This window comes from Streptomyces hawaiiensis (assembly GCF_004803895.1).
GTDB lineage: Bacteria > Actinomycetota > Actinomycetes > Streptomycetales > Streptomycetaceae > Streptomyces > Streptomyces hawaiiensis.
This window is the reverse complement of sequence record NZ_CP021978.1, coordinates 352,993-376,604: the sequence shown is the minus strand read 5'-3', so window position 1 is coordinate 376,604 and position 23,612 is coordinate 352,993. Positions and strand designations below refer to the sequence as shown.

At 71.0% G+C, this 23,612-nt stretch carries 16 protein-coding genes and 3 pseudogenes; 12 read left to right on the top strand and 7 right to left on the bottom strand.

Annotated elements, in window-relative coordinates:
• Positions 1-117: 117 nt before the first annotated feature.
• Positions 118-693 (bottom strand): TerD family protein, encoded by a 576-nt coding sequence (locus CEB94_RS01770; protein ID WP_175430458.1) that lies wholly within the window; start codon positions 691-693, stop codon positions 118-120.
• Positions 694-840: 147 nt separating this feature from the next.
• Here CEB94_RS01770 and CEB94_RS01765 point away from each other — a divergent pair.
• The 8 genes and pseudogenes from CEB94_RS01765 to CEB94_RS42120 all read left to right on the top strand — a co-directional run.
• Positions 841-1,213, top strand: a pseudogene (locus CEB94_RS01765) (BlaI/MecI/CopY family transcriptional regulator).
• A gap of 6 nt (positions 1,214-1,219) precedes the next feature.
• Positions 1,220-1,989: pseudogene (locus CEB94_RS01760) on the top strand (M56 family metallopeptidase); the annotation flags it as partial.
• Positions 1,925-2,311 (top strand): alpha/beta hydrolase-fold protein, encoded by a 387-nt coding sequence (locus CEB94_RS01755; protein WP_175436844.1) that lies wholly within the window; start codon positions 1,925-1,927, stop codon positions 2,309-2,311. The pseudogene CEB94_RS01760 and the gene CEB94_RS01755, both read left to right, overlap by 65 nt.
• Positions 2,308-3,645: a hemolysin family protein gene (locus tag CEB94_RS01750; RefSeq protein WP_175430457.1), complete on the top strand. Its 1,338-nt coding sequence runs from the start codon at positions 2,308-2,310 to the stop codon at positions 3,643-3,645. Before CEB94_RS01755 ends, CEB94_RS01750 begins: the two co-directional genes overlap by 4 nt.
• Positions 3,642-4,667, top strand: a complete 1,026-nt coding sequence (locus CEB94_RS01745) for a hemolysin family protein (protein WP_175430456.1) — start codon at positions 3,642-3,644, stop codon at positions 4,665-4,667. Before CEB94_RS01750 ends, CEB94_RS01745 begins: the two co-directional genes overlap by 4 nt.
• Positions 4,668-4,818: 151 nt before the next feature.
• A complete protein-coding gene (locus CEB94_RS01740; protein ID WP_175430455.1) occupies positions 4,819-5,367 on the top strand; it encodes a phosphatase PAP2 family protein in 549 nt (182 codons plus the stop codon).
• A gap of 740 nt (positions 5,368-6,107) precedes the next feature.
• On the top strand, positions 6,108-7,577 hold the full coding sequence (locus tag CEB94_RS01735) for a SulP family inorganic anion transporter (RefSeq protein WP_175430454.1): 1,470 nt from the start codon (positions 6,108-6,110) through the stop codon (positions 7,575-7,577).
• A 211-nt stretch (positions 7,578-7,788) separates the two neighbouring features.
• Positions 7,789-7,959, top strand: a pseudogene (locus CEB94_RS42120) (murein biosynthesis integral membrane protein MurJ); the annotation flags it as partial.
• 88 nt (positions 7,960-8,047) lie between these two features.
• Here CEB94_RS42120 and CEB94_RS01730 read toward each other — a convergent pair.
• On the bottom strand, positions 8,048-9,859 hold the full coding sequence (locus CEB94_RS01730) for a S8 family peptidase (RefSeq protein ID WP_246111675.1): 1,812 nt from the start codon (positions 9,857-9,859) through the stop codon (positions 8,048-8,050).
• A gap of 476 nt (positions 9,860-10,335) precedes the next feature.
• Here CEB94_RS01730 and CEB94_RS01725 point away from each other — a divergent pair, with 476 nt between their 5' ends.
• Both CEB94_RS01725 and gap read left to right on the top strand, forming a co-directional pair.
• The gene (locus CEB94_RS01725; RefSeq protein WP_175430453.1) at positions 10,336-11,292 is read left to right on the top strand and encodes a GlxA family transcriptional regulator; all 957 of its coding nucleotides are present in this window, start codon (positions 10,336-10,338) and stop codon (positions 11,290-11,292) included.
• A gap of 96 nt (positions 11,293-11,388) precedes the next feature.
• The gene (gap, locus tag CEB94_RS01720) at positions 11,389-12,387 is read left to right on the top strand and encodes a type I glyceraldehyde-3-phosphate dehydrogenase (RefSeq protein ID WP_175430452.1); all 999 of its coding nucleotides are present in this window, start codon (positions 11,389-11,391) and stop codon (positions 12,385-12,387) included.
• A 35-nt stretch (positions 12,388-12,422) separates the two neighbouring features.
• On the opposite strand, the gene CEB94_RS01715 is transcribed toward gap, so the two are convergent.
• From CEB94_RS01715 to CEB94_RS01700, 4 genes are read right to left on the bottom strand one after another with little or no spacing between them, the layout of a single operon-like run.
• Entirely contained in the window at positions 12,423-15,569 is a 3,147-nt protein-coding gene (locus tag CEB94_RS01715) for an amidohydrolase family protein (protein WP_175430451.1), read from the bottom strand.
• Positions 15,566-18,322, bottom strand: a complete 2,757-nt coding sequence (locus CEB94_RS01710) for a molybdopterin-dependent oxidoreductase (protein ID WP_175430450.1) — start codon at positions 18,320-18,322, stop codon at positions 15,566-15,568. The genes CEB94_RS01715 and CEB94_RS01710 overlap by 4 nt, the downstream gene beginning before the upstream one ends.
• Before the next feature lie 6 nt (positions 18,323-18,328).
• Positions 18,329-19,153, bottom strand: coding sequence for an FAD binding domain-containing protein (locus tag CEB94_RS01705; RefSeq protein WP_175430449.1), 825 nt, complete (start codon positions 19,151-19,153; stop codon positions 18,329-18,331).
• A gap of 25 nt (positions 19,154-19,178) precedes the next feature.
• A complete protein-coding gene (locus CEB94_RS01700; protein WP_175430448.1) occupies positions 19,179-20,378 on the bottom strand; it encodes an ABC transporter substrate-binding protein in 1,200 nt (399 codons plus the stop codon).
• A gap of 157 nt (positions 20,379-20,535) precedes the next feature.
• On the opposite strand from CEB94_RS01700, the gene CEB94_RS01695 reads away from it, so the two are divergent.
• Positions 20,536-21,120, top strand: coding sequence for a tryptophan 2,3-dioxygenase family protein (locus CEB94_RS01695; protein WP_175430447.1), 585 nt, complete (start codon positions 20,536-20,538; stop codon positions 21,118-21,120).
• Positions 21,121-21,339: 219 nt separating this feature from the next.
• Here the strand turns inward: CEB94_RS01695 and CEB94_RS01690 are convergent, their stop codons facing one another.
• Positions 21,340-22,539, bottom strand: coding sequence for a YncE family protein (locus CEB94_RS01690; RefSeq protein ID WP_175430446.1), 1,200 nt, complete (start codon positions 22,537-22,539; stop codon positions 21,340-21,342).
• Positions 22,540-22,624: 85 nt separating this feature from the next.
• On the opposite strand from CEB94_RS01690, the gene CEB94_RS01685 reads away from it, so the two are divergent.
• Complete coding sequence (locus CEB94_RS01685) at positions 22,625-23,602, top strand: ABC transporter substrate-binding protein (protein WP_175430445.1); 978 nt, start codon at positions 22,625-22,627, stop codon at positions 23,600-23,602.
• The last annotated feature ends 10 nt before the right edge of the window (positions 23,603-23,612 follow it).

Sequence of the window (23,612 nt, the reverse complement as noted above, 5' to 3'; positions counted from 1 at the left end):
CATGTCCCGGGTCAGCAGGGCCTGGTGCCGGTCCAGCCGTGTCGCTCTCGGTGCAGCGCGTAGGGCGGCGCCGGACCTGTCCCGGGGGAGTGGGCCCGGCGCCGTCTCCGCGGGGTGTCAGACGCCCACGCCGAAGTCGGAGGCGATACCGGCCAGACCCGAGGCGTAGCCCTGCCCGACGGCGCGGAACTTCCACTCCACGCCGTTGCGGTACAGCTCGCCGAAGACCATCGCGGTCTCGGTGGAGGCGTCCTCGGACAGGTCGTAGCGGGTGATCTCGGCGCCGCCGGCCTGGTTGACGACACGGATGAAGGCGTTGCGGACCTGGCCGAAGCTCTGTCCGCGGTTCTCGGCGTCGTGGATGGACACCGGGAACACGATCCTGTCGACCTCGGCGGGTACGGCAGCGAGGTTCACCTTGACGACCTCGTCGTCCCCCTCACCTTCACCGGTGAGGTTGTCGCCCGTGTGCTCGACCGAACCGTCGGGGCTCTTGAGGTTGTTGTAGAAGACGAAGTGCTGATCCGACAGGACCTTGCCGGACGGGTCGAGGAGCAGGGCGGAGGCGTCGAGGTCGTAGTCGGTGCCGGTGGTCGTACGGACGTCCCAGCCCAGACCGACCAGAACGGCGGTCAGGCCCGGTGCTTCCTTGCTGAGCGAGACGTTGCCGCCCTTGGACAGGGAAACTCCCACTGCGTACTCCTTCTCGACAGGTGCGGTCGAGGCCCGCGGCACGGACCCAGGCTCAAGAATCTACATCACTGTAGAGAAATCGGAAGGGTGGCGCGGCCGTGCCTCGGGGTCGCGCGGTCGCGCGATGTCCCGCCTCAGTCCCGTGAGTTGCCGAACAGCAGGCCATGGGCGATCAGCAGCACGAGTCTGGTCCTGTCGGCGCTGCGGGAGGCGGACGGCCCGGCCAGGCCGGCTGGGTGCAGGAGCGCCTGGGTGGAGACCTCGCCCATACGACCGTCATCACCATCCTGACCCGCCTGCTGGTCAAGGGGGCGGTCACCCGAGAGCGCGCGGGCCGCTCCTTCGCCTGGACGCCCGCGTCGGACCAGGCGGCCTGGCCGCCCACAAGATGCGCAAGGTACTGGACTCCGAGGGCGACCGCGAGGCGGTGCTGGCCAGCTTCGTGACCGGCCTCGGCCCGGACGACGAGCGGCTGCTGCGGGAACTGCTGGATCAGTCCAGGAACGAAGGGGAAGACTGAAGCCTCATGGGGGTGTTCGTCTTTCTGCCGCTGGTACTGCCCTTGACCGCGTGGCCGATCGCGCGCCTGGCCGAGCAGCATCTGCATCCACGGACCGCGACGCGACTGCTGACCTGGGTGGCCGCGGTGATGGCGGCTTGCAGCACGCTGTGCCTCGGCCTGGTGATGGCGGTCGGCACCGCCCAGCTTCCCGGAAACCCGCTGCCCGACGGCTGGTCGGACCCCGAGGTGCGGGCGGCGGTCCGTACGACGAGGTCGTGGGCAAGGCGGCGATTCCCGCTCTGTGTGCGGTGCTGGTGGCGTGCGGCCAGGTGCTGTGGCGGCACGGGCGGATGCGTCGTCGCGCTCACCGGGCGTTGGCCGGGTTGCGGGAGACGAGGGTGGCCGTACTTCCGGACGACGTCCCTTACGCCTACGCGTTGCCGGGCGGCCGGCGCGATCGCGTCGTGGTGACCACGGCCCTGCTGGACTGCCTCGAACCGGCCGAGCGCCGGGCGCTGTTCGCCCACGAGCGTGCCCATCTGGCCGCCCGCCACCACCGCTTCCTTCTCGCGGCCCAGCTGGCCGCGCGGGCCAACCCGTTCCTGAGGCCGTTGCGGACGGTGGTGGCGTAGACGGCGGAACGGTGGGCGGACGAGGACGCGGCCCAGACGGTCGGCAGCCGCCGGACCGTGGCCCGCGCGATCGGCAAGGCAGCGCTGGTGTCTCGCCCTGCTGGAACGTGGCCACGGCGCGGGCTCCCGGCGGGCGGCGGCAGGGGAGTCCCAAGGCGGATTCAGAGCACCGTCCTACGCCGCGCGGCACCCGGGACTGTTTAACGCTGTCGCCTGCTACAGCGGATTCGTACACCCGCTACACCATCCGCACGCGGTACGGGCGGGCATGACCTACCTCGGCCTCGACTGGCCGGCGTTGTGGGGCGACAGGGTTTTTTGCTCCTCCTTTACAGTTGGTGTAGAAGCAGGCAATCCTGTTTCCACCCCCAGTCCGTGTGTTTCGAGAAGGAGCGACGTTCCCCCGATGGGTGAGCCTCCCAGTACCAGCCGTGCCCTTCCCCGCCGGACCCATGCGATCGAGGGAGCGGGGGTGGCACGGTGACCGAGGTCCTGCTGCTCCTGCTGGCCCTCCTCCTCACGCTGACCTGCGCGGTGTTCGTCGCGGCCGAGTTCTCGCTGACCACCGTCGAACGCGGTGACCTGGAGCGTGCCGCCGAGGCCGGCGAGCAGGGTGCCGAGGGCGCGCTGAAGGCCGTACGCGGATTGACCCTCCAGCTCTCCGGCGCCCAGTTGGGCATCACCGTCACCTCCCTGGTGATCGGCATGCTCGCCGAGCCGTCCCTCGCGGCGCTGCTGCGCGGCCCGCTGCGGACGATCGGCCTGGGCGGTGCCGCCTCGTCGGTGGCGACCGTGCTGGGCGTGGTCATCTCCACCGTCGTGCTGATGGTGGTCGGCGAGCTGGTGCCGAAGAACTGGGCGATCTCGCGTCCGCTGGCGGTCGCGAAGGTGGTCGCGGGTCCGCAGCGCGCGTTCACGGCCGCCTTCGGCCCGTTCATCGGACATCTGAACGGCACCGCCAACCGGTTCGTCCGCCGCCTCGGGCTGGAACCGGCGGAGGAGCTGGCGTCCGCGCGCACCGCCGAGGAACTGGGCGCGCTGGCCCGGCACTCGGCCGCCGAGGGTGCGCTCGAGGCGGATTCCGCCGAGCTGTTCGTGCGGACCCTGCATCTGAGCGAGCTGACAGCGGAGAACGTGATGACGCCGAGGGTCGACGTCAAGGCCCTGGAAGTGCACGCCACGGCCGCAGACGCGGCCAATCTCTCCCACGCGACCGGCCTGTCCCGCTTCCCCGTCTACCGCGACAGCCTGGACGAGGTGGTGGGTTCCGTCCACATCCGGGACGTGCTCGCCCTGGAGCCGGAGAAGCGGGCCGCCACACCGGTGACGGAGCTGACCACGGAGCCCTTGCTGGTGCCCGACAGCCTCACCGCGGACCGGCTGCTGGAGCGGCTGCGCGAGCACCGCACCATGGCCGTGGTCATCGACGAGTACGGCGGCACGGCAGGCGTGGCGACCGTGGAGGACATCGTCGAGGAGGTCGTCGGCGAGGTCCGCGACGAGCACGACCCCTTCGAGGCACCCGACCTGGTCCCCGCCCCCGCCACGCGGGACGGGCGCGCGGTGTGGGAGGCGGACGGCAGCGTCCGCATCGACCAGCTCACGGACATAGGACTCACCGCCCCGGAAGGGCCGTACGAGACGGTGGCCGGACTCATCGCCACCCGCCTGGCCCGCATCCCCTGCAAGGGGGACGTCGTGGCCCTCGACGGCTGGCGGCTCGAAGTGCTGGAGGTCGAGCACCACCGCGCCGACCGGATACGCATCACCGAGTCGGCCGTCGCCTTGCCCGCCCAGCTCATGGAGGAGGTCCGATGACCGCGCTCCAACTGGCCGTCGGCGCCCTGACGCTGCTGACCAACGCGTTCTTCGTCGGCGCCGAGTTCGCCCTGGTCTCCGTACGCCGCAGCCAGATCGAACCCCACGCCCAGGCGGGCGACAAGCGGGCGCGGATGACGCTGTGGGCGCTGGAGCACCTCTCCCAGATGATGGCCACCGCCCAGCTCGGCATCACCGTCTCCTCGCTGATGCTCGGCGCGGTAGCCGAGCCCGCCATCGCACACCTGCTGGAGCCCGGCTTCGAAGCCGCCAACATCCCGCACGGCCTGGTGCACCCGATCGCGTTCGTCATCGCGCTCACCCTCGCCACGTATCTGCACATGCTGATCGGCGAGATGGTCCCGAAGAACATCGCGCTCGCCGCGCCCGTGCCCAGCGCCCTGCTGCTGGCCCCGCCGCTGGTGGCCCTGACCCGGGCGCTGCGACCGTTCGTGTTCGGGATCAACGCCTTCGCCAACGTCCTGCTGAAACTGCTGCGCGTGGAGCCGAAGGACGGGGTCGAGTCGGCCTTCACCGACGACCAGCTCGCCCGCATGGTCCTCGATTCCAGCGAGGCCGGCCTGCTCGGACCCGCCGACGGCGAGCGGCTGCGCGACGCACTGGAGCTGGGTACACGGCCGGTGGGCGAGATCGTGGTCCCGGCGCGGCGGATGCGTACCGTCGACCACACGATCACCCCGGCACGGCTGGAACGACTGGCCGCCGAGGCGGGCTTCTCCCGCTTCCCGGTCACCGGCCCCGAGGGCACAGTCCTCGGCTACCTGCACATCAAGGACACCCTCGGCCTGACCGACCGCGACCGGCTCTTCCCGCGCACGGCGCTGCACAAGGTCACCCAGGTCCGCATCGACACCCCGCTGGACGACGCCCTCACCGCCCTGCGTGCCGAGGGCAGCCATCTGGCCGCCGTCGTGGGGCAGAGCGGCACGGTCATCGGCTTCGTGACCATGGAGGACGTGCTGTCGGAACTGGTCGGACCGGCGGCTCCGGCCTCCGCGTGACGGCCGGGCCGACCCGTGCGCCCAGCCGGCCGCGCGACACCGGGAAGTGGGACGAGGAGGACCGGCGTCGCCTCGAGGGCGGTCCCTGATGGTGTCGGGTGCTGCCGAAGATCTTGGGTGTGACCGCTGATCCGGCGGATACCCAGAGGTCATGGGCTTGCTGGCAGAACTGGGTGAGGCTGATCGCCGTCTGACGCAGCGGGTGGCCGCGTGGACCTCGCCGAGCGTCCACGGCACGCTGTCGGCCGTGGAGGAGATGGCGGAGGGCACCAAGCTGTGGTGCGGCGTGGCCGCGATGATGGCCTGGCGGGGCGGCCGGCGCGGCCGCACGGCGGCAGCCGCCGGACTGGCGGCGGTGGCCGTGGCCCAGGTGGCCTCGAACGGCGTGTGCAAGCGGCTGGCCGACCGCCCCCGGCCGCCGAGGGAGTGGATCCCGCACGACGAGGTCGAGGACCGTCCCGAGTCGTCGTCGTTTCCGTCCGGGCACACGTCGGCCGCAGTCGCGTTCACGGCGGCCGTCGCCCCCACCTGGCCGCCGGCCGGTGCCCTGTGTGCGGTGCCGACCGCGATGGTGGCCGTCGAACGTGTCCAGAGCGGCGCCCACTATCCGAGCGACGTCGCCACCGGCGCCGCCATCGGCCTGGCCGCCGCCTGGCTCGTCCGCTCCACTCCCCGCTTGGTGCTGCGCTACTGGCGTTAGTGCCGGTATCACCTATCGACCGCGGTTCGCGGCGCCACACCGACTCATCAAGCGGCGTGGCGCCGCTGCTCCGAGGCACGCGCTGGGGTGTCACGCCCTCCGCGGACGAGCCGCAGGTGACGGCGGGTGCCGGCGTGACGCGGTACGCCAGAAGCGCGGAACAGCCGCTCCTCCCACCAGGTCATACCAACCAGCAGCCCCCCGAGCGCGGGCAGCAACAACACGGCCACAGCGACGATCACACCCGATCACCCCTCCTTGGGTTTCGCCGACCGAGTGCCCCGTCACGACATGACCGATGAAGGGGAGAGCGTGAAGGTTGTGTGACCACAGCTCACGAACTCACGCTCGATTCCGGGAAGAGGGCATGAATGTGCTTCTCCTTAGGGCAATGACAGCTTCGCGCCAACTCCACTTCGGTTTTCAGGCTCTCTGGTCCCGCAAGCGCTCAGTTAACCCCGCAATCGACTTTGCCAAGTTAACGTGTTCTTGACTCACCTTTGACTGACCATTGGTACAGGCAAAAGGTAGTGGTGCTAAACAACCCGTCACACCAAGGCCAAAGGTCCGTTTCCTCTGCACCGGCGAAAGAGCACCCCACACCCCTGCCCGGTAAGTCCGACGCGCACCCCACGGCGCGCCAGGAGGTCCCCCACCATGCAACCCATCGACAACGCCCGCTTATTCGGACAGCGTCCTGACCGCTGCGACACCTTCGAGATATAGGGGAGTTGATGACCATGCTGTCCAAGTTCCCTTACCTGCGGCAGGACTTCCTCGCGTCGATCGTCGTCTTCCTGGTCGCCGTACCGCTGTGCGTCGGCGTGGCGGTCGCCTCCGGTGTCCCGGCCGAACTCGGCCTCATCACCGGCATCGTCGGCGGCCTCGTCGCCGGGTTGATGCCCGGCAGCAGTCTTCAGGTGTCCGGGCCCGCCGCCGGCCTGACCGTGATCGTCTTCGAGGCCGTCAGCGAGTTCGGCCTGGGTACGCTCGGCGTGATCGTGCTGTTCGCCGGGCTGCTCCAGCTCGCCATGGGCTATCTGAAGATCGGCCGCTGGTTCCGGGCGATCTCCCTCTCCGTCGTCGAGGGCATGCTCTGCGGTATCGGCCTGGTGATCATCGCCGGCCAGATCTACGCGGCGGCGGGCCTGAAGGCGCCGGAGACCGGGATCGGAAAGATCGCGGGTCTGCCCGGGGCGTTCGCCGACGCGCTCGGCAGCACCGAGGCCCTGACCTCCCTCGCGATCGGCGCGGGCACGATCGTCGTCGTCGTGCTGTGGAAGAAGACGCCGAAGGCGGTGCGGACCGTGCCCGGCGCCCTCGCGGCGGTCATCCTGGCCACGGTCGCCACCCTCGCCCTCGACCTGCCGGTCGCCACCGTCCAGGTCGAGGGTCTGCTCGGCGTCATCCAGCTGCCCGGCTCCGAAGCCCTCAGTGAGCTGGCCGTCCCTGCCATCTGGGGCACCATCATCGCGTTCGCACTGATCGCCTCCGCCGAGAGCCTGTTCAGCGCGGCGGCCGTGGACCGGCTGCACGACGGCCCACGCACCCAGTACAACAAGGAGATGATCGCCCAGGGCGCGGGCAACACCCTGTGCGGTCTGCTCGGCGCGCTGCCGATGACCGCGGTGATCGTGCGCAGCTCCGCCAACGTCCACGCGGGCGCGAAGACCAAGGCGTCCCGTGTGCTGCACGGTGTGTGGCTGCTGCTGTTCGCAGCGGCGATGCCGTGGGCCCTGGCCCTGATTCCGATTCCCGCCCTGGCCGGCATCCTCATGCACGCGGGCTGGAAGCTGATCCCGTTCCGTCAGATCGTCACGCTGTGGCGGGAGCACAAGGGCGAGGCACTCATCCTCGTGATCACGGCCGTCTCGATCGTCGTCGTGAACATGTTTGAGGGTGTGCTCATCGGTCTGGCTCTGGCGGTCGTCAAGACGGCCTGGGAGGCTTCACACGTCAAACTGGAGGTCATAGACAAGGGCGCCGGTCCGATCCAGGTCTACCTGTCGGGCAATGCGACGTTCCTGCGGCTGCCGAAGATCCTCGAAAGCCTGGAGAACCTGCCGCAGGACCGCCCGGTCGAGCTGGACCTGTCCGGCCTGCACCACCTCGACCACGCCTGCCGTACGGCCCTGGAGTCCTGGGCGGAGCGGCACAGTGCGGCCGGCACGGAACCGGTGAAGGTCACGGAACCGGTGAAGTACGCGTGATGGCCCGAACGAAAGGCAGGCCGCGGGAAGTTGGGGCTGGAGATGAGGATGGGGCCACCGTCCCGGGTGAAGTCGGCGAAGCGTGCACATCGACCGGGTCTGAGCAGCCAGCAGTGTGGTGGCCTCTGGGTCACTTGATGACCGTATAGGGGTGGGCGCCGGTTCCGGCCAGGAGGGGGCGAAGACCGAGGCGGAGTGAGCGTCCGCGGGTCAGCAGACAAAGGGACGGCACGCCGCTCGCAGGACCAAGCCGAACAAGGGGGGCCTGGCCCGTTCGTCGCTGCTGATGGCACTGGGCACGGTGGTGTCACGGGCGACGGGGCTGATCCGCCAGGTGCTGCAGGCAGCGGCTTTGGGCACAGGGCTGCTGGCGAGCACGTACATGTTCCCCCGGTTGGCCGACGGCCTCGCGGCGGGGCGGTGATGCCGCCCGGCCGCGAGGAGCGTCCGCGCTCGGCGGAACCCCTTTGCTAGAAGGTGAGGTTCCAGGTGTCGATCCGCCCGGTGTCCTGTGCGGCGATGTCGCGGACGCGCAGTTTCCACGTACCGGACGCGGTCTCCGACGAGGCGTCGACGGTGTACGACTTCACCACGTCGTCCCCGCTGTCGCCGTCGGCGAAGTCCTCCAGGGGGTAGACCGATCCGTCAGGGGCGACGAGTGACAGCACCAGGTCGCCGCGGTACGTGTGCTTGACGTCCACACCGACCTTCAATGCGGCCGGGGCATTGCCCGGCACGCCGGTCACGGTGATCGGTGACTCCACCGTGGCGTTGTCGGCGACGGCGACGTCGGTGGCGTTCTCGAAGTACCGGCCGGGCTGCGGCGTGGTGCCACCGACGGCCTTCAGCGCGTCGACCTGACCCTCCCCGAAGAAGGCGTTCTTCGCCGTGGTGCCGGTGCAGCGGCTGTCGGACGGGCACGCGGTGTCCGTGGCCTGGCTTCCCAGTCGCGCACGGAGTTCAGCGGGGGTGGCGGCCGGATCGGCACTCTTCAGCAGCGCGGCGACGCCGGCCACATGCGGTGAGGCCATCGAAGTGCCGTTCATGTTCCCGTACTTGCCGCCGGGGAGCGTGGAGTAGACGCCGTAGGCTCCGTCACCGCCCGGGGCCCCGACGTCGATGACGTCCCGGCCGAAGTTGGAGTAGGACGCCTTGATGTTCCCGTTGCCCATCGCCCCGACGGTCACGACGCCCGGCAGCTCCGTCGGGATGTCGACGCAGGCGTTCGTGATGGTGCGGTTGACGGGGGTGGAGTCGTTCGGGCTGGAGCTGTCAGTGCGCTTGTTCGCCAGGTCGTAGTTGGAGTTGCCCGCTGCCGCGACCTGGAGCGAGCCCTTGCCCTCCGCGTACTCCTGGGCGCGGCGCACACCCTCGATGATGGCCGCCTGGTCCGGGTCGTCGGGACAGTTGAACATCCACGGGTCCGTGTAATAGCTGTTGTTGGTGACGTCGAAGCCGCGGTCACCGGCCCACATGAACCCGCAGATGGTGTTCTCGGCGAAGAACATGCTGGTGCCCGGCTCCGCGATGCGCACGGAGGCGATTGTCACGCCCGGCGCGACACCGACCACTCCCTTGCCGTTCTTCGCGGCGGCGATGGTGCCCGCCACGTGTGTGCCGTGGGTGCCGACGTCACGCCAGGCTCCGGCACGGGCGTCGGCCTTGCCGTAGGCGCAGGAAACGGAGTTTGACGCGTCGAAGTTGGGCGCGATGTCCTGGTGCCGGTCGTCCACTCCGGTGTCGAGAACACCCACCTTGACGGACGACGAGCCGGTGCTGACGGCCCAGGCCTTGTCGGCGTTGATCCTGGTCATGTCCCACCGCGCGGTCTCGGTGAGACTGGTGGGCGACTGCCCGGGGGCACTCGGCAGGGTGGGGGAGTAGGCGTCCGCGGGGACGTCCGAGGTGCGGGTCGCGCCGACCTTCTGCACACCCGCGACGGAGCGCATCGCGGTGGCGAAGCCGGCCGAAGAGGAGTGCGCGACCACCACGCCGATCGCGTCGTAGTGCGCGAAGACCGAACCGCCCTTCGCCGCCACGGCGTTGCGTACGGCCGAAGTGTCACCGGCAGCGGTGATGACGAGGTAGGAGCGGGTGCCGGCGGCCCATCCGGCGGCGGTCTGGGCGGGCACGGCGGCGCGGGCCGCGGCCGGACCCGGCGGAAGGCCGGTGTCCACGTCGGCCGCGCCGGCGGGCGTGGCGAGCGCGAGAGCCGCTCCGGCAGCGGCGACGGGCAGCAACGACCGTCTGAGACGGCGCTGGGATATGCGGGGGGTTGTCACAGCATCCTCCGAGAGCCCGGGGCAAGGGGTGGCGCCGACCGGGCCGTGGGCTGAATGGGTCGACGCAAGATTTCAGATGAGGGCATGACAAGGGAAGGGTCTGCGGCGCATTGATCGTCATGCGTGGACAAATGATGGACTCCGCTCCGGATTCATCCCGCACACCCAGGGCACGCGTGCCGAACCGCGCTTCGTACGCCGGCCTTCCCGGGCCCGGGAGCCGACGAGGTCCGGCCGGGCGACCACTTGCCTTCCCCCCCCGCGTTCTGGCGACGGGCTCACCAGGGCGATTCCGAGGGCCGGGAACGCCCAGTGGACCGTGCCCGGGCAGGCATCCAGCGAGTGGAGACGGCGCAGAAGCACCTCAACAAGCGGACGGACGGTGGACCGCACGGCGGAAGGCAGTCCGGCCGGTGTCGTCCGTCCGGCCCGGGCGGTGGGCGGATCGACGCCACGCCCCCCGTAGCCTCTTTCTCGTGCCGTCCTCCCGTCTTCATCGCGTCGCCGTCCTCGTGCTCGAGGGTGCGAAGCCGCTCGATGTCGGCATTCCCGCGCAGGTTTTCACGACCCGCGCGAGCATGCCGTACGAGGTGCGGGTGTGCGGGGCGACACCCGGTCTCGTGACCGGCGGCGACGGCCTGTCGTACTCCGTCGCCCACGGCCTGGACGCGCTGACGTGGGCGGACATCGTCTTCGTCCCCGGGTACCGGCACCCAGACCGCGAGGGCCCTCCGCGGGCTGTCGTCGATGCGCTGATCGCCGCTCACGCCCGGGGCGCGCGGCTCGCCGCCATCTCCACCGGAGCCTTCGCGCTCGCCGCCACGGGCCTGCTCGACGGTAGACGCGCCACGACGCACTGGCACTACACGCGAGCACTCACGGCCAGACATCCGCTCATCCAGGTCGACGAGAACGTCCTGTTCGTCGACGAGGGCAGCGTGCTCACCTCGGCCGGCGCCGCCTCCGGCATCGACCTGTGCCTGCACATCCTGCGCGGCGACCTCGGAGTGGCAGCCTCGAACCACGCGGCCCGCCGTCTGGTCGCGGCCCCCTACCGCAGCGGCGGCCAGGCCCAGTACGTGCCGCGCAGTGTGCCCGAGCCGCTCGGCGAGCGCTTCGGAGCCACCCGCGAGTGGGCGCTGCACCGGCTCGGCGAACCCCTCTCCCTCGACCTGCTGGCGCAGCAGGCCGGCGTCTCGGCGCGCACGTTCTCCCGGCGCTTCGTCGAGGAGACCGGCTACACGCCGATGCAGTGGGTGATGCGCGCCCGCATCGACCTGGCCCGCGAACTACTGGAGCGCTCCGAGCGCGGCGTCGAACAGATCGCCGCCGACGTCGGGCTCGGTACCGGCGCGAACCTGCGCCTGCACTTCCAGCGCATCCTGGGCACCACCCCGAGCGAATACCGGCGCACCTTCACCCAGGGCGAGTAGCGCCCTGGCGGGATCCTTTTGAACCATGGCGATCGCGCCACTGTCGGCGGCGTGAGCGGCGGGCGAGCCTGGTGGTGAAGGGAAGGGACATCACCTATGACTCGCATCGCCATCAACGGATTCGGCCGCATCGGACGCAATGTGCTGCGCGCCCTGCTGGAGCGCGACAGCGCCCTCGAGATCGTGGCCGTCAACGACCTCACCGAGCCCGCCACGCTCGCCCGGCTGCTCGCCTACGACAGCACGGCCGGCCGCCTCGGGCGCCCGGTGTCCGTCGAGGGGAACACCCTCGTCGTCGACGGCCGCCGGATCACTGTGCTGGCCGAGCGCGAACCGGCGCAGCTGCCCTGGGCCGAACTCGGCGTCGACATCGTCCTGGAAGCCACCGGCCGCTTCACCTCGGCCAAGGCCGCCCGCGCCCACCTCGACGCGGGCGCGAAGAAAGTGCTGGTCAGCGCGCCGTCGGACGGCGCCGACGTCACCCTCGCGTTCGGGGTCAACACCGACGCCTACGACCCGGACCTGCACACGATCGTCTCCAACGCCTCCTGCACCACCAACGCGCTCGCCCCGCTGGCCAAGGTGCTCGACGACCTCGCGGGCATCGAGCACGGGTTCATGACGACGGTGCACGCCTACACGCAGGAGCAGAACCTGCAGGACGGCCCGCACCGCGACGCCCGTCGCGCCCGTGCGGCCGGCGTCAACATCGTGCCGACCACGACCGGCGCCGCCAAGGCGATCGGCCTGGTGCTGCCGGGCCTGGACGGCAAGCTGTCGGGCGACTCGATCCGCGTGCCGGTGCCGGTGGGCTCGATCGTCGAACTCAACACGACGGTCGCCCGCGACGTGACCCGTGACGACGTGCTCGCGGCCTACCGTGCCGCGGCGCAGGGGCCGCTCGCCGGCGTCCTGGAGTACTCCGACGACCCGCTCGTCTCCTCCGACATCGTGGGCAATCCCGCCTCGTCGATCTTCGATTCGGCTCTCACCCGTGTCGACGGCCGCCACGTGAAGGTGGTCGCCTGGTACGACAACGAGTGGGGCTTCTCGAACCGCGTGATCGACACGCTGCAGTTCCTCGCCGGCCGCTGACCGAACCGAAGCCCACGCCGTCACCTGGGATCACCTCAGTGGGGACCGCAGCAGGATCCGCGCTGCATGGCGCGGGCGGTCTCCAGCCAGGTGGTGCCGTGCGGTGGACGGGCAGTGCGGGCCTGGCGGAGCGCGGTGAGGTCGGTCTGTCGGCGGGGAACGCCGTCGTGGATGACGACGGTGGTGTTGACCAGGGCGGCGAAGTCGGTGAAGGGGTCGCCGTCGACGATGACGAGGTCGGCGATCTTGCCGTCCTGGACGGTACCGAGGTCATCGCGGAAGAAGAGCCGGGCCGGGACGGTGGTGGCGCTGTGCAGGGCCTGGGTGGCGGAGAAGCCGTGGGAACGCAGGGCGCGCAGGGCCAGATGCAGGGACAGGCCGACCGGGACGAGAGGGGAGTCGGTTCCGAGCGCGAGCCGAGCGCCGTGAGTGGCCAGGTGCCGGTAGCCGGTCATCTCGGTGGCCAGCAGTTGCCGCTGGCGCGCTGTGGGTGGGGTTGCCGCTCGGTCGCGGACCGCGGCGACGTCCCAGGGAGGCATCAAGGTCTGCACCCGAGGGTCGTCGGCCAGCGAGGGATCGGCGCCGAGAAGGCACTGCGCGGTGAACGGCGTGATGATCAGGCTGAAGAGGCCGTCGGCGTACTGGGCGATCAGGTCCTGGTGGAGGTGGCCCAGCGGTGTGGTGGCGTGCCCGTAGTCGAGGCGTTGGGTGGCCTGCAGGTGGGTGGTGAGGTCTTGGCCTGCCGCCCGGCCGGGGGCGCACAGGTGGCTGCCGCAGGGCACTCCGAGCCGGTGTGCGGCCACTGCTGCCTGGGCCATGACCTCTCCTGAGGCGCGTACGTAGGTCTTGATGAAGTCGACGTCCAGGGTGGTGGCCCGGCGCAGGGTGCGTTCGACGCCGGCCCGGGTGCGGTGAGGGCGGCCGGTGCTGTAGGCGGTGCGGGAGCCGTCGATGAGTTCGGCGCAGGCCAGGTGCCGTGGGCCGAGGCTGTGTCCCGTGGCGGCTTCTTCCCGTAGCCGGACGGACTCGTACAGCGGTGCGCCCAGACAGGCGGTGGTGGTGATGCCGTATGCGAGCGCGGTGAGGTTCTGTCGTGCGCCGTAGGTGACGGTGTAGGGGTGGGTGTGGCTGTCGATGAGGCCGGGGATGACGGTCTGGTCGGAGGCGTCGATGGAGTGATGGCCGGGGCGGCGTGTCTGGTGGGGTTCGACGGCGGTGATCCGGTTGCCGTGGATGAGGATGTCGACGTCCTGGCGCAGGTGGTCGCCGGTGGCGTCCCACAACTGGCCGGCGTGGATCCGGAGTTTTTCGTGCGGGCTGCCGGCGGGGCCGCGGCGGGTGGTCAGGCGGGGGGCGGGCAGGGTGCGGGACCGGCTCGGTACGGCGTTGTGGTCCAGGGTGACCAGCCGCAGCCGTCCGCAGGACAGGTACAGCAACGTGCGGGAGTCGCCGGACCAACTGGGGTGGTCGGCGGGCTCGTCGGTCAGGCGGCGAGCCGGCCCGGTGGGGGTGCCGTCGTCGGTGACGGGCAGGGCCCACAGCACGGATTCGGCGATCAGGGCCATCCACCGGCCGTCGGGTGACCAGACGGGTCCGGCGGCGACGCGGTCGGACAGTGACTGGTGTGGGGCGGGCAGGTGGCGCCGTTCCCCGCCGGTGAGGGTGTCGATGACCCGGATGAGGTGGTAGCCCTCGCGGAAACGGTGGTTGAGCCGGTTGCGGTCGCAGAAGGCGATATACCGTCCGTCCGGTGACCAGGTGGGCGTGCCGGGCGGACCGTCGGTGGCCAACGGCTTGGCCACCAGGCGTTCCTCATCGGTCGTGAGGTCCCGCACCAGGAGGTTCCCGGTGATGTCGTTGCCGGCCAGGTGCGTGCCGTCGGGGGAGAGGGCCGGTTGCAGCCGGTCTGCGGCCACCAGCTCGTCACGGCCACTGGCCAGGTGCTGGCGGCGTACGGCGATCAGTCCGTCGCGGTCGGTGCAGTACAGCAGGCTCTTGCCGTCCGGTGCCCAGGCGGGCATCTGCAGAAGGTGCTCCGGTGCGGCTTGGAGGAGCTTGCGGGGCGGGCCTCCGACGGGCGTGATCCACAGGGCGTTGAGGGCGACGAGCGCCGCATGCCGGCCGTCCGGCGACAGGACCGGCCGGTGAATGCCCCGGGCCGGGGCGCGGCGCCCGGCGCTGGTGCGGGGCTTGGCCTGCCAGGCGGGGCGGGGCATGGACATGCGGGCGGTGAAGGGAATGTCGCTCACGGTCGGCGTGCCGAGGGTGCGGATGCGGATGTCGCCGTCGGCGACGTACAGCAGTTGGTCGTCCGTCAGCCAGCACGGCGGGGCGGCCGCCAGGTCCTCGTCCTCGGACACGACGTGGCCGTCCACCATCAGTGCCGCCCGCGCGGCCGGCTGAGAGGGCGAGGTGCCGGTACCCGACAGGTGCAGGTAAGCGATCCTCCCCGACGGTGACACGGAGGGGCTGAGCAGCCGGCCCTCCGCGACCGTGTGCAGCACGCTCACCTCACCCCCGGACACGGGGACGCGGACCAGCGTCAGGCCGCCGTCACCGGTGCCGTCCTGCCGGTGGGCGGCGCGTACGCAGACCAGCGATTTCCCGTCGGGCCACCAGACGGGGTCGATGTCGTCGAACGCTCCGCCGGTCACCCGCGTCAGGTGACCGGTAGCGAAGTCCAGGGTCCACACACCGTAGGCACTGCCGTGCACCGCGCTGCCACCGCGCTCGGAGGAGAAGACCAGCATGCGTCCGTCGGGTGACCAGGCGACCGACCGGTCGTCCCACGGCCCGTCGGTCAGGCGGCGCAGCCCGGTGCCGTCGCTGCGCAGCGACCACAGGTGGAAGCCTCCGCCGCGATAGCCGCACACGGCGATCGTCTCGCCGTCCGGTGAGAGAGCCGGACGTGTGGCCTCCAGCGACCAGTCCGTCAACTGCCGGGCAGCCCCGCCTGCGTGCGGGATGCTCCAGAGCACGCCCTGGACCTCGGCGATCATTCTCCGGCCGTTACGGCTGGTGGTGACCGAGCCCCCGGTGATTTCACGGTAGGTCACCACCGAGGCCGGGTCACTGGCGGTGGTCGCCAGAGCGTCCACCGGTGCGATGCCGGGCGCAAGGCCGGCTGTCAGGCCGGCGGTGGAGTTGAGGAAGCCGCGGCGGCTGATGAAGCGGGCACTCATGACGGTTCGCCTCCTCGGACGATCGGAGCCTGCCTTCCGCTGCGGGCATCTGCCCGGTTCCTGCCGGAAGCCGAGGCGAGGGCTGACCACACGAGATCCGGGCGCAGGGGCAGGGTGCGGATGCGGACGCCGAGGGCGTCGTGAACAGCGTTGGCGAGAGCCGCAGCGATGGGGTTGACGGCCAGTTCGGCGAGGGGTTTGGGGGCAGTCGTGCTGTCGTGGTCGATGAGGCGGACCTGGGTGGGGGGATAGTCCCCGAGGCGGGGGACGGTGTAGGAACGCAGGTCGGGTGTGGTGATGTGGCCGTCGGGGCCGGTGGTCAGTTCTTCGCTGAGGGTGCAGCCGAGGCCTTGGACGACGGCTCCTTCGATCTGGGCGCGGCTTTGTTCGGTGTGGATGATGCGTCCGGCGTCGGCGATGTGCACGCTGTCGAGGACGGTGAGGATGCCGGTGTCCGGGTTCACACGGACGCGGAACCACTGGGCGCTGACGGACAAGGACAGGTCACCATCGTCTGCGGCGGCCGTGGCGTCGGCTTGCAGGCGCAGGCCGGCCGTCCGGGCGTAGCGGTGAATGCCGGTGAGGGGCAGGGCCGTTCCGGCACAGTGAACCGCGTCCTCGGTGAGGCGGCAGTCCTCTGGCGGGGTGTCGGTGAAGGCGGCTGCTGTGTCGATGAGGAGCCCGGCCAGTTCCCGGCAGGCGCGGGTGACGGCCTGGCCGGTGAGAGGCACGGCGGTGGAGGCGAAGCCCCCGGTGTCGTGTTCGAGCAGGTCGGTGTCGCCCTGGTGAAGCCGGACGCGTGTCGTGCTGGTTCCCAGCGCCAGGGCGGCGATGCGGCACAGGGCGGTGTCGGCGCCGCTGCCGAACTCCGGGGCCCCGGTGGTGAGCTCGTAGCAGCCGTCGGCAGCCAGCGATGCCTTCGCCTGGGCGATGTGGCCGTCGGCCGGCACGCTGTGATGGGCGGCGATGGCCAGGCCCTCACCGACGTGGCACCCGGCGGGCGCAGGGCGCTCGCACTCGAGGCGGCGGTCCTCACGTGCCCGTCTCAGGGCGTGGAGTACGTCGTGCAGGGCGCTTCTCATGAGGGCGTGCCGTCCGCCCACGCCGGGAAAGGCCGCCCGGTCCGCTGGGCGCAGGCAGGCCCGCTGACGCATGGTCAGCGGATCCAGGCCGAGGCGGTGGGCGATGTCGTCGAGAGCCGATTCGACGGCGAAGACGATCTGCGCTGCTCCGTAGCCGCGGAACGCGCCGGAGGGGACGTTGTGGGTGCGCACGCTGTAGGCGTCCACGGTCAGGTTCGGGCACCGGTAGGGAGCGAGCCCTTCCGCGCAGCCGGTCTCCAGCACGCCGGGGCCGTGATTGCCGTACGCGCCGGTGTCGGCGAGCACGTGGAGCTTCATCGCCGTGAGCGTGCCGTCACGACGCGCGCCGATGGTCACCCTGGTACGGAAGGGATGCCGTGTGGTGGTCGCGGTGAGTTCCTCGGCGCGGGAGAGCTCCAGCTGCGCCGGGCGCCCGGTGTGCAGGCAGGCGAGGGTGGTGATGTCCTCGGTCAGGACGTCTTGCTTGCCGCCGAAGGCACCGCCCACGCGGCCCGCGGTGACCCGCACCTGCTCCAGGTCGAAGCCGAAGATGTCACACAGGCGCCGGCGCACCAGATGCGGGGCCTGCGTGGAGGTGTGCACCCGCAGCCGTCCCTCGCCGTCCGTCCAGGCCCGGGCGGCGTGGCATTCCAGAGTGGTGTGCTGGACCCGCTGGGTGGTGAAGGTGTGGTCGTGGACGGTGTCGGCCTCGGCCAGGCCGCGCTCGACGTCGCCCGTGGACCGGTGCAGGTGCGCGATCGCGTTGGGCCCGTCGCCCACCCGCACGGCACCAGGCCGCATCGCCTCCTCCGCGGTGCCGACAGCGGGTAGCACCTGGTAGGTGACACGGACCAGACGACAAGCCTCCTGGGCCAGGGCGGGACTGTCGGCGGCGACGGCGGCGACGCGCTGGCCGACATGGCGCACCACGTCGTCCAGGACCCGCAGGTCGGCCGGGTCGTCCTCGGTCCGCTCATGCAGCGCCGTGGAGAAACGGACCGCAGGAGCGTGCCGGTGGGTGAGGACGGCGTGCACGCCCGGCACGGCGAGCGCGGCGCGGGTGTCGATGTCCAGGATGCGGGCGTGCCGGTGCGGGGAGCGCACCAGGGCCAGGTGCAGCAGCCCGTCCGGCTCGGGGCCGTCGAGGGTGAAGCGCGCGGCGCCGGTGACGACCTCGTGTGCGGCCGGGTCCGTCGGGCCGGGAGCGCGCTGGGAGAGGCACGATGGTGTGCCGTGCGCGGAGGCGGCCCGTACTGCCCGGCTGATCGACTGGTAGCCGGTGCAGCGGCACAGATTCCCTTTCAACGACTGTGTCAGGTCGTCCAGTTGGCTCTTGCTCAGGGCCGCGGTGGTCATGACGAATCCTGGCGTGCAGAAGCCGCACTGGAACCCCCTGGCCCGGGCGAACGCCTCCTGAACCGGATGCAGGAGGCCGTCGGCGCCGAGGCCTTCGACGGTGGTCACCGTGCGGCCGTCGATGCGGTGAGCGGGATACAGGCAGCTGTGCACGGCCATGCCGTCCACGTGCACGGTGCACGCCCCGCAGTCCCCGCTGTCGCAGCCCTTCTTCACCCCCGTCCAGCCCTGCTCGCGCAGGTAGCTGCGCAGGCACTGTCCTGGCAGGGGCGGCTGATCGCTGTCATGGCCGTTGACGCACACGGTGAACGGCATCGGGGTCTACCTCTCCTCGGCCAGGGCGTCGCGGACCTCTTCGGCCAGGTGCACGGCCAGGTGCCGACGCCAGTGCGGCCGCCCGTGGACATCGTCGAGGAGGAGACGGCGGGGGAGCGCCGACAACAGGCGGCCGCGCAGCTCGTCGGGGGACGGCGCGCACGCGAAGGAGACGGTCACCGGGCGGGTCGTGGCGGCGGTGACCGCGACGGTCAGCCGTCCTTCCGGCCCGCCCCGGATGCCGGTGACCAGGGCCACTGACCGGCCCCACGCGTGAGCGCTGACTCTGCGCATCACACTGTGCGCGGCAAGTGCGCCGGCGGGCAGCGTGAGCGAGCGCAGCAGCTCACCCGGAGCCAACACGGTGGACCCGGGCCCGGAGACGAAGTCCCGTGCGGCCACGGCACGTTCTGCTCCGTCCAGGCCGCGTACCCGGCAGGTGCCGCTCAGCGCCACGGCCATGGAGATCATGGGTCCGGCCGGCAGGGCGGCGCACAGGTTGCCTCCTGCCGTCGCGGTGTTCCATACCTTGAAGGAGGACGAGAACGCCCGGCAGCAGCCGGCGATCAGCGCCCGCCCTGACGGCCACGGTGTGCCGGGCGTTTCGGCGAAGGCCAGCAGCTCGGTGATGGTGCAGGTGGCAGCCACCTCGATCCCGGCGTCGGTCAGGGTGAGCGGCGGCCAGCCATGGCCGGTCAGATCGCGCAGGCGCCGCAGACCGGGCCGGGGTTCGGCGAACAGAGCGGTGCCGCCGGCCAGCCATGCGTCCCCCTCCCGCCAGGGCAACGGGCTCTGTCCGTCGACGATTTCCCGCACCGCCGTCAGGTCCATGGCACTCTCCCAGGCTTCGCCTCGGTCAGGCGGTGACGAGATCGCCGGTGACGGACAGTCCGTCGACCTGGCCGGGCGTGACGATGGCGAGCTCGTAGTCGTGGCGCGTACCCGGCTGCCACTGGCCCCCGGCCAGCGCGACCGTGGCGATGTTGGGCACGGGGCCGCGGGTCCAGTCGAGCAGCCCGGCCATGGTGTGCAGCTTCGTCCTGCCCAGGGCGGTGGCGATGGAGCGCCGGTCGGTGGGGTCGCCGGCCGTGGTCAGCGCGTGCGTGGCGACTTCGAACAGGGCGTAGGCCAGACCGAGGGGCTGCAGTGACTGACGGCCCGTCGCCTGCTCGTAGGTGTCGGCGAGTTCGGCCGCGGTCATCCCGTCGATCGACGACCGGTAGGGGTGGGCCGGTGTCCAGTACGCCAGCGTTCCCACGCCCGCCTGCGCCGGTGGTGTCCCCTCGCGGATGACGGACGGTGGGTAGGCCAGCCAGCGCGAGCAGGTGATCAGACGCGGCTGCCGGCCCTCCTCGGCGGCCCGGGCGCGGAAGAGGGCGAGATCGCGACCCGTGGCGGCGCTGGTGACGATGTCGATCTCGGCGTCCCTGAACGCCTTGACGTGCGCGTCGAATGTGGTGGCCGGTTCCCGGTAGGGCTCCGGTTCCACGAGCCGGTGTCCCCGGGAGCGGGCCACCGGAGCGAAGCCGCGCTGCGGATGGCGCGACCACATTCCCTGCGGCCCGTCGTTCCACAGGCAACCGACTTGCTGCCGCGAGCCGTCCACGCGCTCCCACAGATCGGCGAAGACACCGGCGATGTCGTCCAGGCCCCAGCAGAAGTGATACGTCCAGTCGAAGGGCCGGTCGTCGTCGGCCCCGCGGCCGTAGTAGTACACCTGCCACGGAAACGTGCTCGACAGGCACGGCACCCCGGCGGCTTCGCAGGCATCCGCCACGGCCGGCAGCACTTCGGTACCGGCCAGGGTGACGACGATCGCCGCGTTCTCCTGCCCGACCAGTTCCTCGACCGCCTGGCGTGCGCCCTCGGCGCAGGAGCGGGTGTCCCGGCTCACCAGCCGCATCGAGTACCCGGCAGGTCCCCGCCCGGCCAGTTTCGGCTCCAGCCATGTCAGCGCGAAGTCCAAGGGGTCGCCCAGGGACGCCAGCCGTCCCGAACGGGCAACGGCCACCCCCACGGTGAGGACGCGATCCCGAACCGCATGTGACTCGCTCATCTTGCTCCCCGCAGGATCTCCCGGCCGGCACTCGGCCCTCGGTGCACAGCTAGGCTCCCCGGCGGCGATGCCCCGCAAGAGGGCCGATCGGGTGATGCGCGGGCACGCCGGGCGGCGACAGGAGCACGGGTGACCGCCGCCCGGCATCATCGCGTGCATGGAGACGCCTTACGCCTGCTACCTGCGACTTCCCGATCTCCTCGTCCTGCAGCAGCCCCGGACCCCGGACGACCGGTCCGCACAGTGGGCGGACGAGCACCTCTTCATCACCGTGCACCAGTCCGCCGAAATCCTCGCCGGCCAGGCACTGGTGGACCTGCACCGGGCCACCGAGCACGCACACGCAGGCAACGACACCCAGGCCGCCACGGCCCTGCGCCGGGTCACAGCACTCATGGACATCCTCGAGCACCACCTCGCCCTCCTGGACCACCTCGAAGCCGACGGCTTCGCCTCCATCCGCCCCCTGCTCGACAACGCCAGCGGAGCCCAGTCCGGCCAGTTCGCCCAGCTGTTCCACCGCATCGCCGCGCCGGACGTCATCGGCCCGCCGACTGAAACCGACCAGGCGCGAACACCGCAGGCGGCCGCCGCGTTGCAGGCACTGCGAGCGGCCGTCATCCGCTGGCAGACCAGACACCTGCTCCTGGTCGAGCGGCTGATCGGTGACCAGCCCGGCACAGGCGGAACTTCGGGACTGGCCCATCTGCGCGCCCGGATCGACCTACCGCCCCACGCATGAGCGACGGGCCCGGTGCGACGCGCCCTGGGCGGCCGTGTCCTTGGGTGTCCTCGGCGAGTCCCTCAACCGAGTCGCGCGGGGTGCCGGTGGTGTGGCCGGTGCCGATGTTGTCGAACACGCTCACGTCGTGCTCGGCGGCCAGGTGGTCCAGGAACTTCGGGTCCCACCGACGAGATCAACGCCCGCACTCTCGAGCTGCCTGTCGACATGAACGCGTCGTCACCGGCCCACGGGATCGCCGTCGGCACCGTCGTTCCGGCTGCGGAGCATCATGTGGCCGCCATGATGCAGCGGCGTACTCAACCGCAGACGGGTCGTCTCGTGGCCCGTCCGCGCGTCGACGATGTGTACTTCGCCGTGGCCGCCGCGGGTGACGGCGACCCAGTCGGCGCCGGGTGAGGCGGCCACGGCCCGGCGCTGGACGCCTTCCCATGGAGTGCCGCCGCGACGCGGTGCGCCGTCCATCGCGGGTAGGGGGAGGCGGCGGACGGTGTCGTCGGCGCCCAGGAGGACCAGTTCGTCGCCGTCGGGGTGGATGCGGGTGAACGCGGTGTGGCTGCGGGCGAGGGCCAGCCGGAAGACCAGTCCGGGACCGAGGTCCGTGAGGAAGGTGCGGCCCGTCTCCAGGTCGTGGCGCCATGCCTGGTTGGTCCACTCCGGCCATCGCAGCGGGTCGGGAGCGCCGCCGCGCAGTGTGCTCCACAGCGCCGGCCGCCGGGTGTCGAGGCGCAGGTACCAGCCCCGGGCGGGCGATTCCCACGGGATCACGGCCTCGGCCACGAGGGTGTCGTCCTTCTTCCGGGCCCGGTGCACCCCCTCGCCGGTGGCCGCGAACACGTGCCCCGAGCCGGGTGCTTGTGCGTCGCCGTGTCCGTCGTCGGGCAGCGGCAGGAGCTCGTGGGGCGGGGCCGCGGGGCAGCCGGGCGGAGCCGCGAGCAGATCCGCGAACCGGTGTGCGGCCAGCGCCCCGGGTTCCCGGTGCCGCAGCACGACCAGCGGGTCGCCGCCGCCCAGCACCGTCACGCCCGGCTCGCCGACCCGCGTGCGTACGCGTGCGGTCTCTTCCGTGGTCAGGTCGACGACCGTCAGCAGGTCCGACCACGGTGCGGTGTTCTTGCCCAGGCCGGTGGTCACGGCCAGTCGGCGGCCGGCCGGGTCGCAGGCGAGGTGCTCGGCCGGCACGGCGACCGGGACGGCGCGTTCCACGAGCTTCTCGCCGAAGGGGTCGAGCACCAGCAGTTCCCCCCGGCGGTCGTCGACACAGGCCACCCGCCCTCCGGGCAGGGCCAGGAACCCGGCGTGCTCGGAGAGATGACGGCCGGTGAGACGTCCCGTGACGGTGCCGTCCGGCACGGTCACCACGTGGACGGATCCGTCCACGTGGTCGGAGACGAGCAGGACGGGTGCGGCAGTGGGCATGGGTCCTCCGAAAACCAGTCTGGTGAAAACGATTATCATGTATCTTCGGTGCGTTCCCGGCACCTGAGAAGAAGCGAGGGCATCGATGCTGCGCTCACCGTCGAGATTCGTCCGCAGTTGGATCACCGCGGCATTGGTGGGTTCCGTACTGGTCGGCTGCGGCTCGTCGTCCGACGAGCCCGCGAGTGACAAGGCCAAGCCCGCGGCGAGGACCGAGGTCACCGTCGAACCCATCAAGGCGTCGACGGAGGTGACCGACACCAACGGCGCCAAGGTCTCCTTGAAGGAGGAACCCGAGCGCATCGTCTGCCTGTTCGCGCTCTGCGACGACATCCTGACCGAACTGGGCATCGTCCCGACGGCCACCAACAGCGCGCTGCTCGCCCACCCCGGCTTCCTGGGGGAGGAGAAGGCCAAGGAGGTCGACGTCATCCCCGGGGGATTCATCGCCCCGGAGGTGGAGGCGATCCTCTCCCACAAGCCCGACCTGGTCATCGGGCTGGGGGACACCCACGGCAAGCTCGCCCCGGCCCTGAAGGGTGCCACCACGTTCTGGCCCATGCAGCCCGAGACCTGGGAGGACAGCGTCGGCTACCTGCGCGACGTCGCCGCCCTGACCGGCCGCACCGCACAAGGCGAAGCGGCCGAGAAGACCTTCCGCGCCAAGCTCGCCGATGCCGAGAAGACGCCGAGCGACAAGACCGCGCTCATCATCTACGGCAGTGACGAGAACTTCGGCGTCGCCACCCCGGAGGCCGACGTGACCGCCAGCCTGTTCCCCAAGATCGCCGAGTACCCCTGGAAGTCCCGTGGTGTGGAGGGCAGTTACAGCCTGGAGGAGATTCTCGCTCAAGGCGTCGACGTGCTGTTCGTCGAGACGATGAGCTTCGGCGACGCGGACGGCAAGCTCTCGGAGAAGCTGGCCGGGAACCCCCTCTGGAGCAAGATCCCGGCGGTGAAGAACGGCGACGTCCACGAGGTGAACTCAGAGGTGTGGGCCAAGGGGCGTGGCACCCGTTCGCTGGGCATGGTCCTCGACGAGGCCACGGCCGCGCTGCGGTGAGGGCGCCCCT

Bases quoted from the DNA above. Each gene is read 5' to 3' on its own strand.
- CEB94_RS01745 (WP_175430456.1), top strand. From the start codon at position 3,642: ATGACCGCGCTCCAACTGGCCGTCGGCGCCCTGACGCTGCTGACCAAC.
- CEB94_RS01740 (WP_175430455.1), top strand. From the start codon at position 4,819: ATGGGCTTGCTGGCAGAACTGGGTGAGGCTGATCGCCGTCTGACGCAG.
- CEB94_RS01735 (WP_175430454.1), top strand. From the start codon at position 6,108: ATGCTGTCCAAGTTCCCTTACCTGCGGCAGGACTTCCTCGCGTCGATC.
- gap (WP_175430452.1), top strand. From the start codon at position 11,389: ATGACTCGCATCGCCATCAACGGATTCGGCCGCATCGGACGCAATGTG.
- CEB94_RS01715 (WP_175430451.1), bottom strand. From the start codon at position 15,569: ATGAGTGCCCGCTTCATCAGCCGCCGCGGCTTCCTCAACTCCACCGCC.
- CEB94_RS01710 (WP_175430450.1), bottom strand. From the start codon at position 18,322: ATGCCGTTCACCGTGTGCGTCAACGGCCATGACAGCGATCAGCCGCCC.
- CEB94_RS01705 (WP_175430449.1), bottom strand. From the start codon at position 19,153: ATGGACCTGACGGCGGTGCGGGAAATCGTCGACGGACAGAGCCCGTTG.
- CEB94_RS01700 (WP_175430448.1), bottom strand. From the start codon at position 20,378: ATGAGCGAGTCACATGCGGTTCGGGATCGCGTCCTCACCGTGGGGGTG.
- CEB94_RS01695 (WP_175430447.1), top strand. From the start codon at position 20,536: ATGGAGACGCCTTACGCCTGCTACCTGCGACTTCCCGATCTCCTCGTC.
- CEB94_RS01690 (WP_175430446.1), bottom strand. From the start codon at position 22,539: ATGCCCACTGCCGCACCCGTCCTGCTCGTCTCCGACCACGTGGACGGA.
- CEB94_RS01685 (WP_175430445.1), top strand. From the start codon at position 22,625: ATGCTGCGCTCACCGTCGAGATTCGTCCGCAGTTGGATCACCGCGGCA.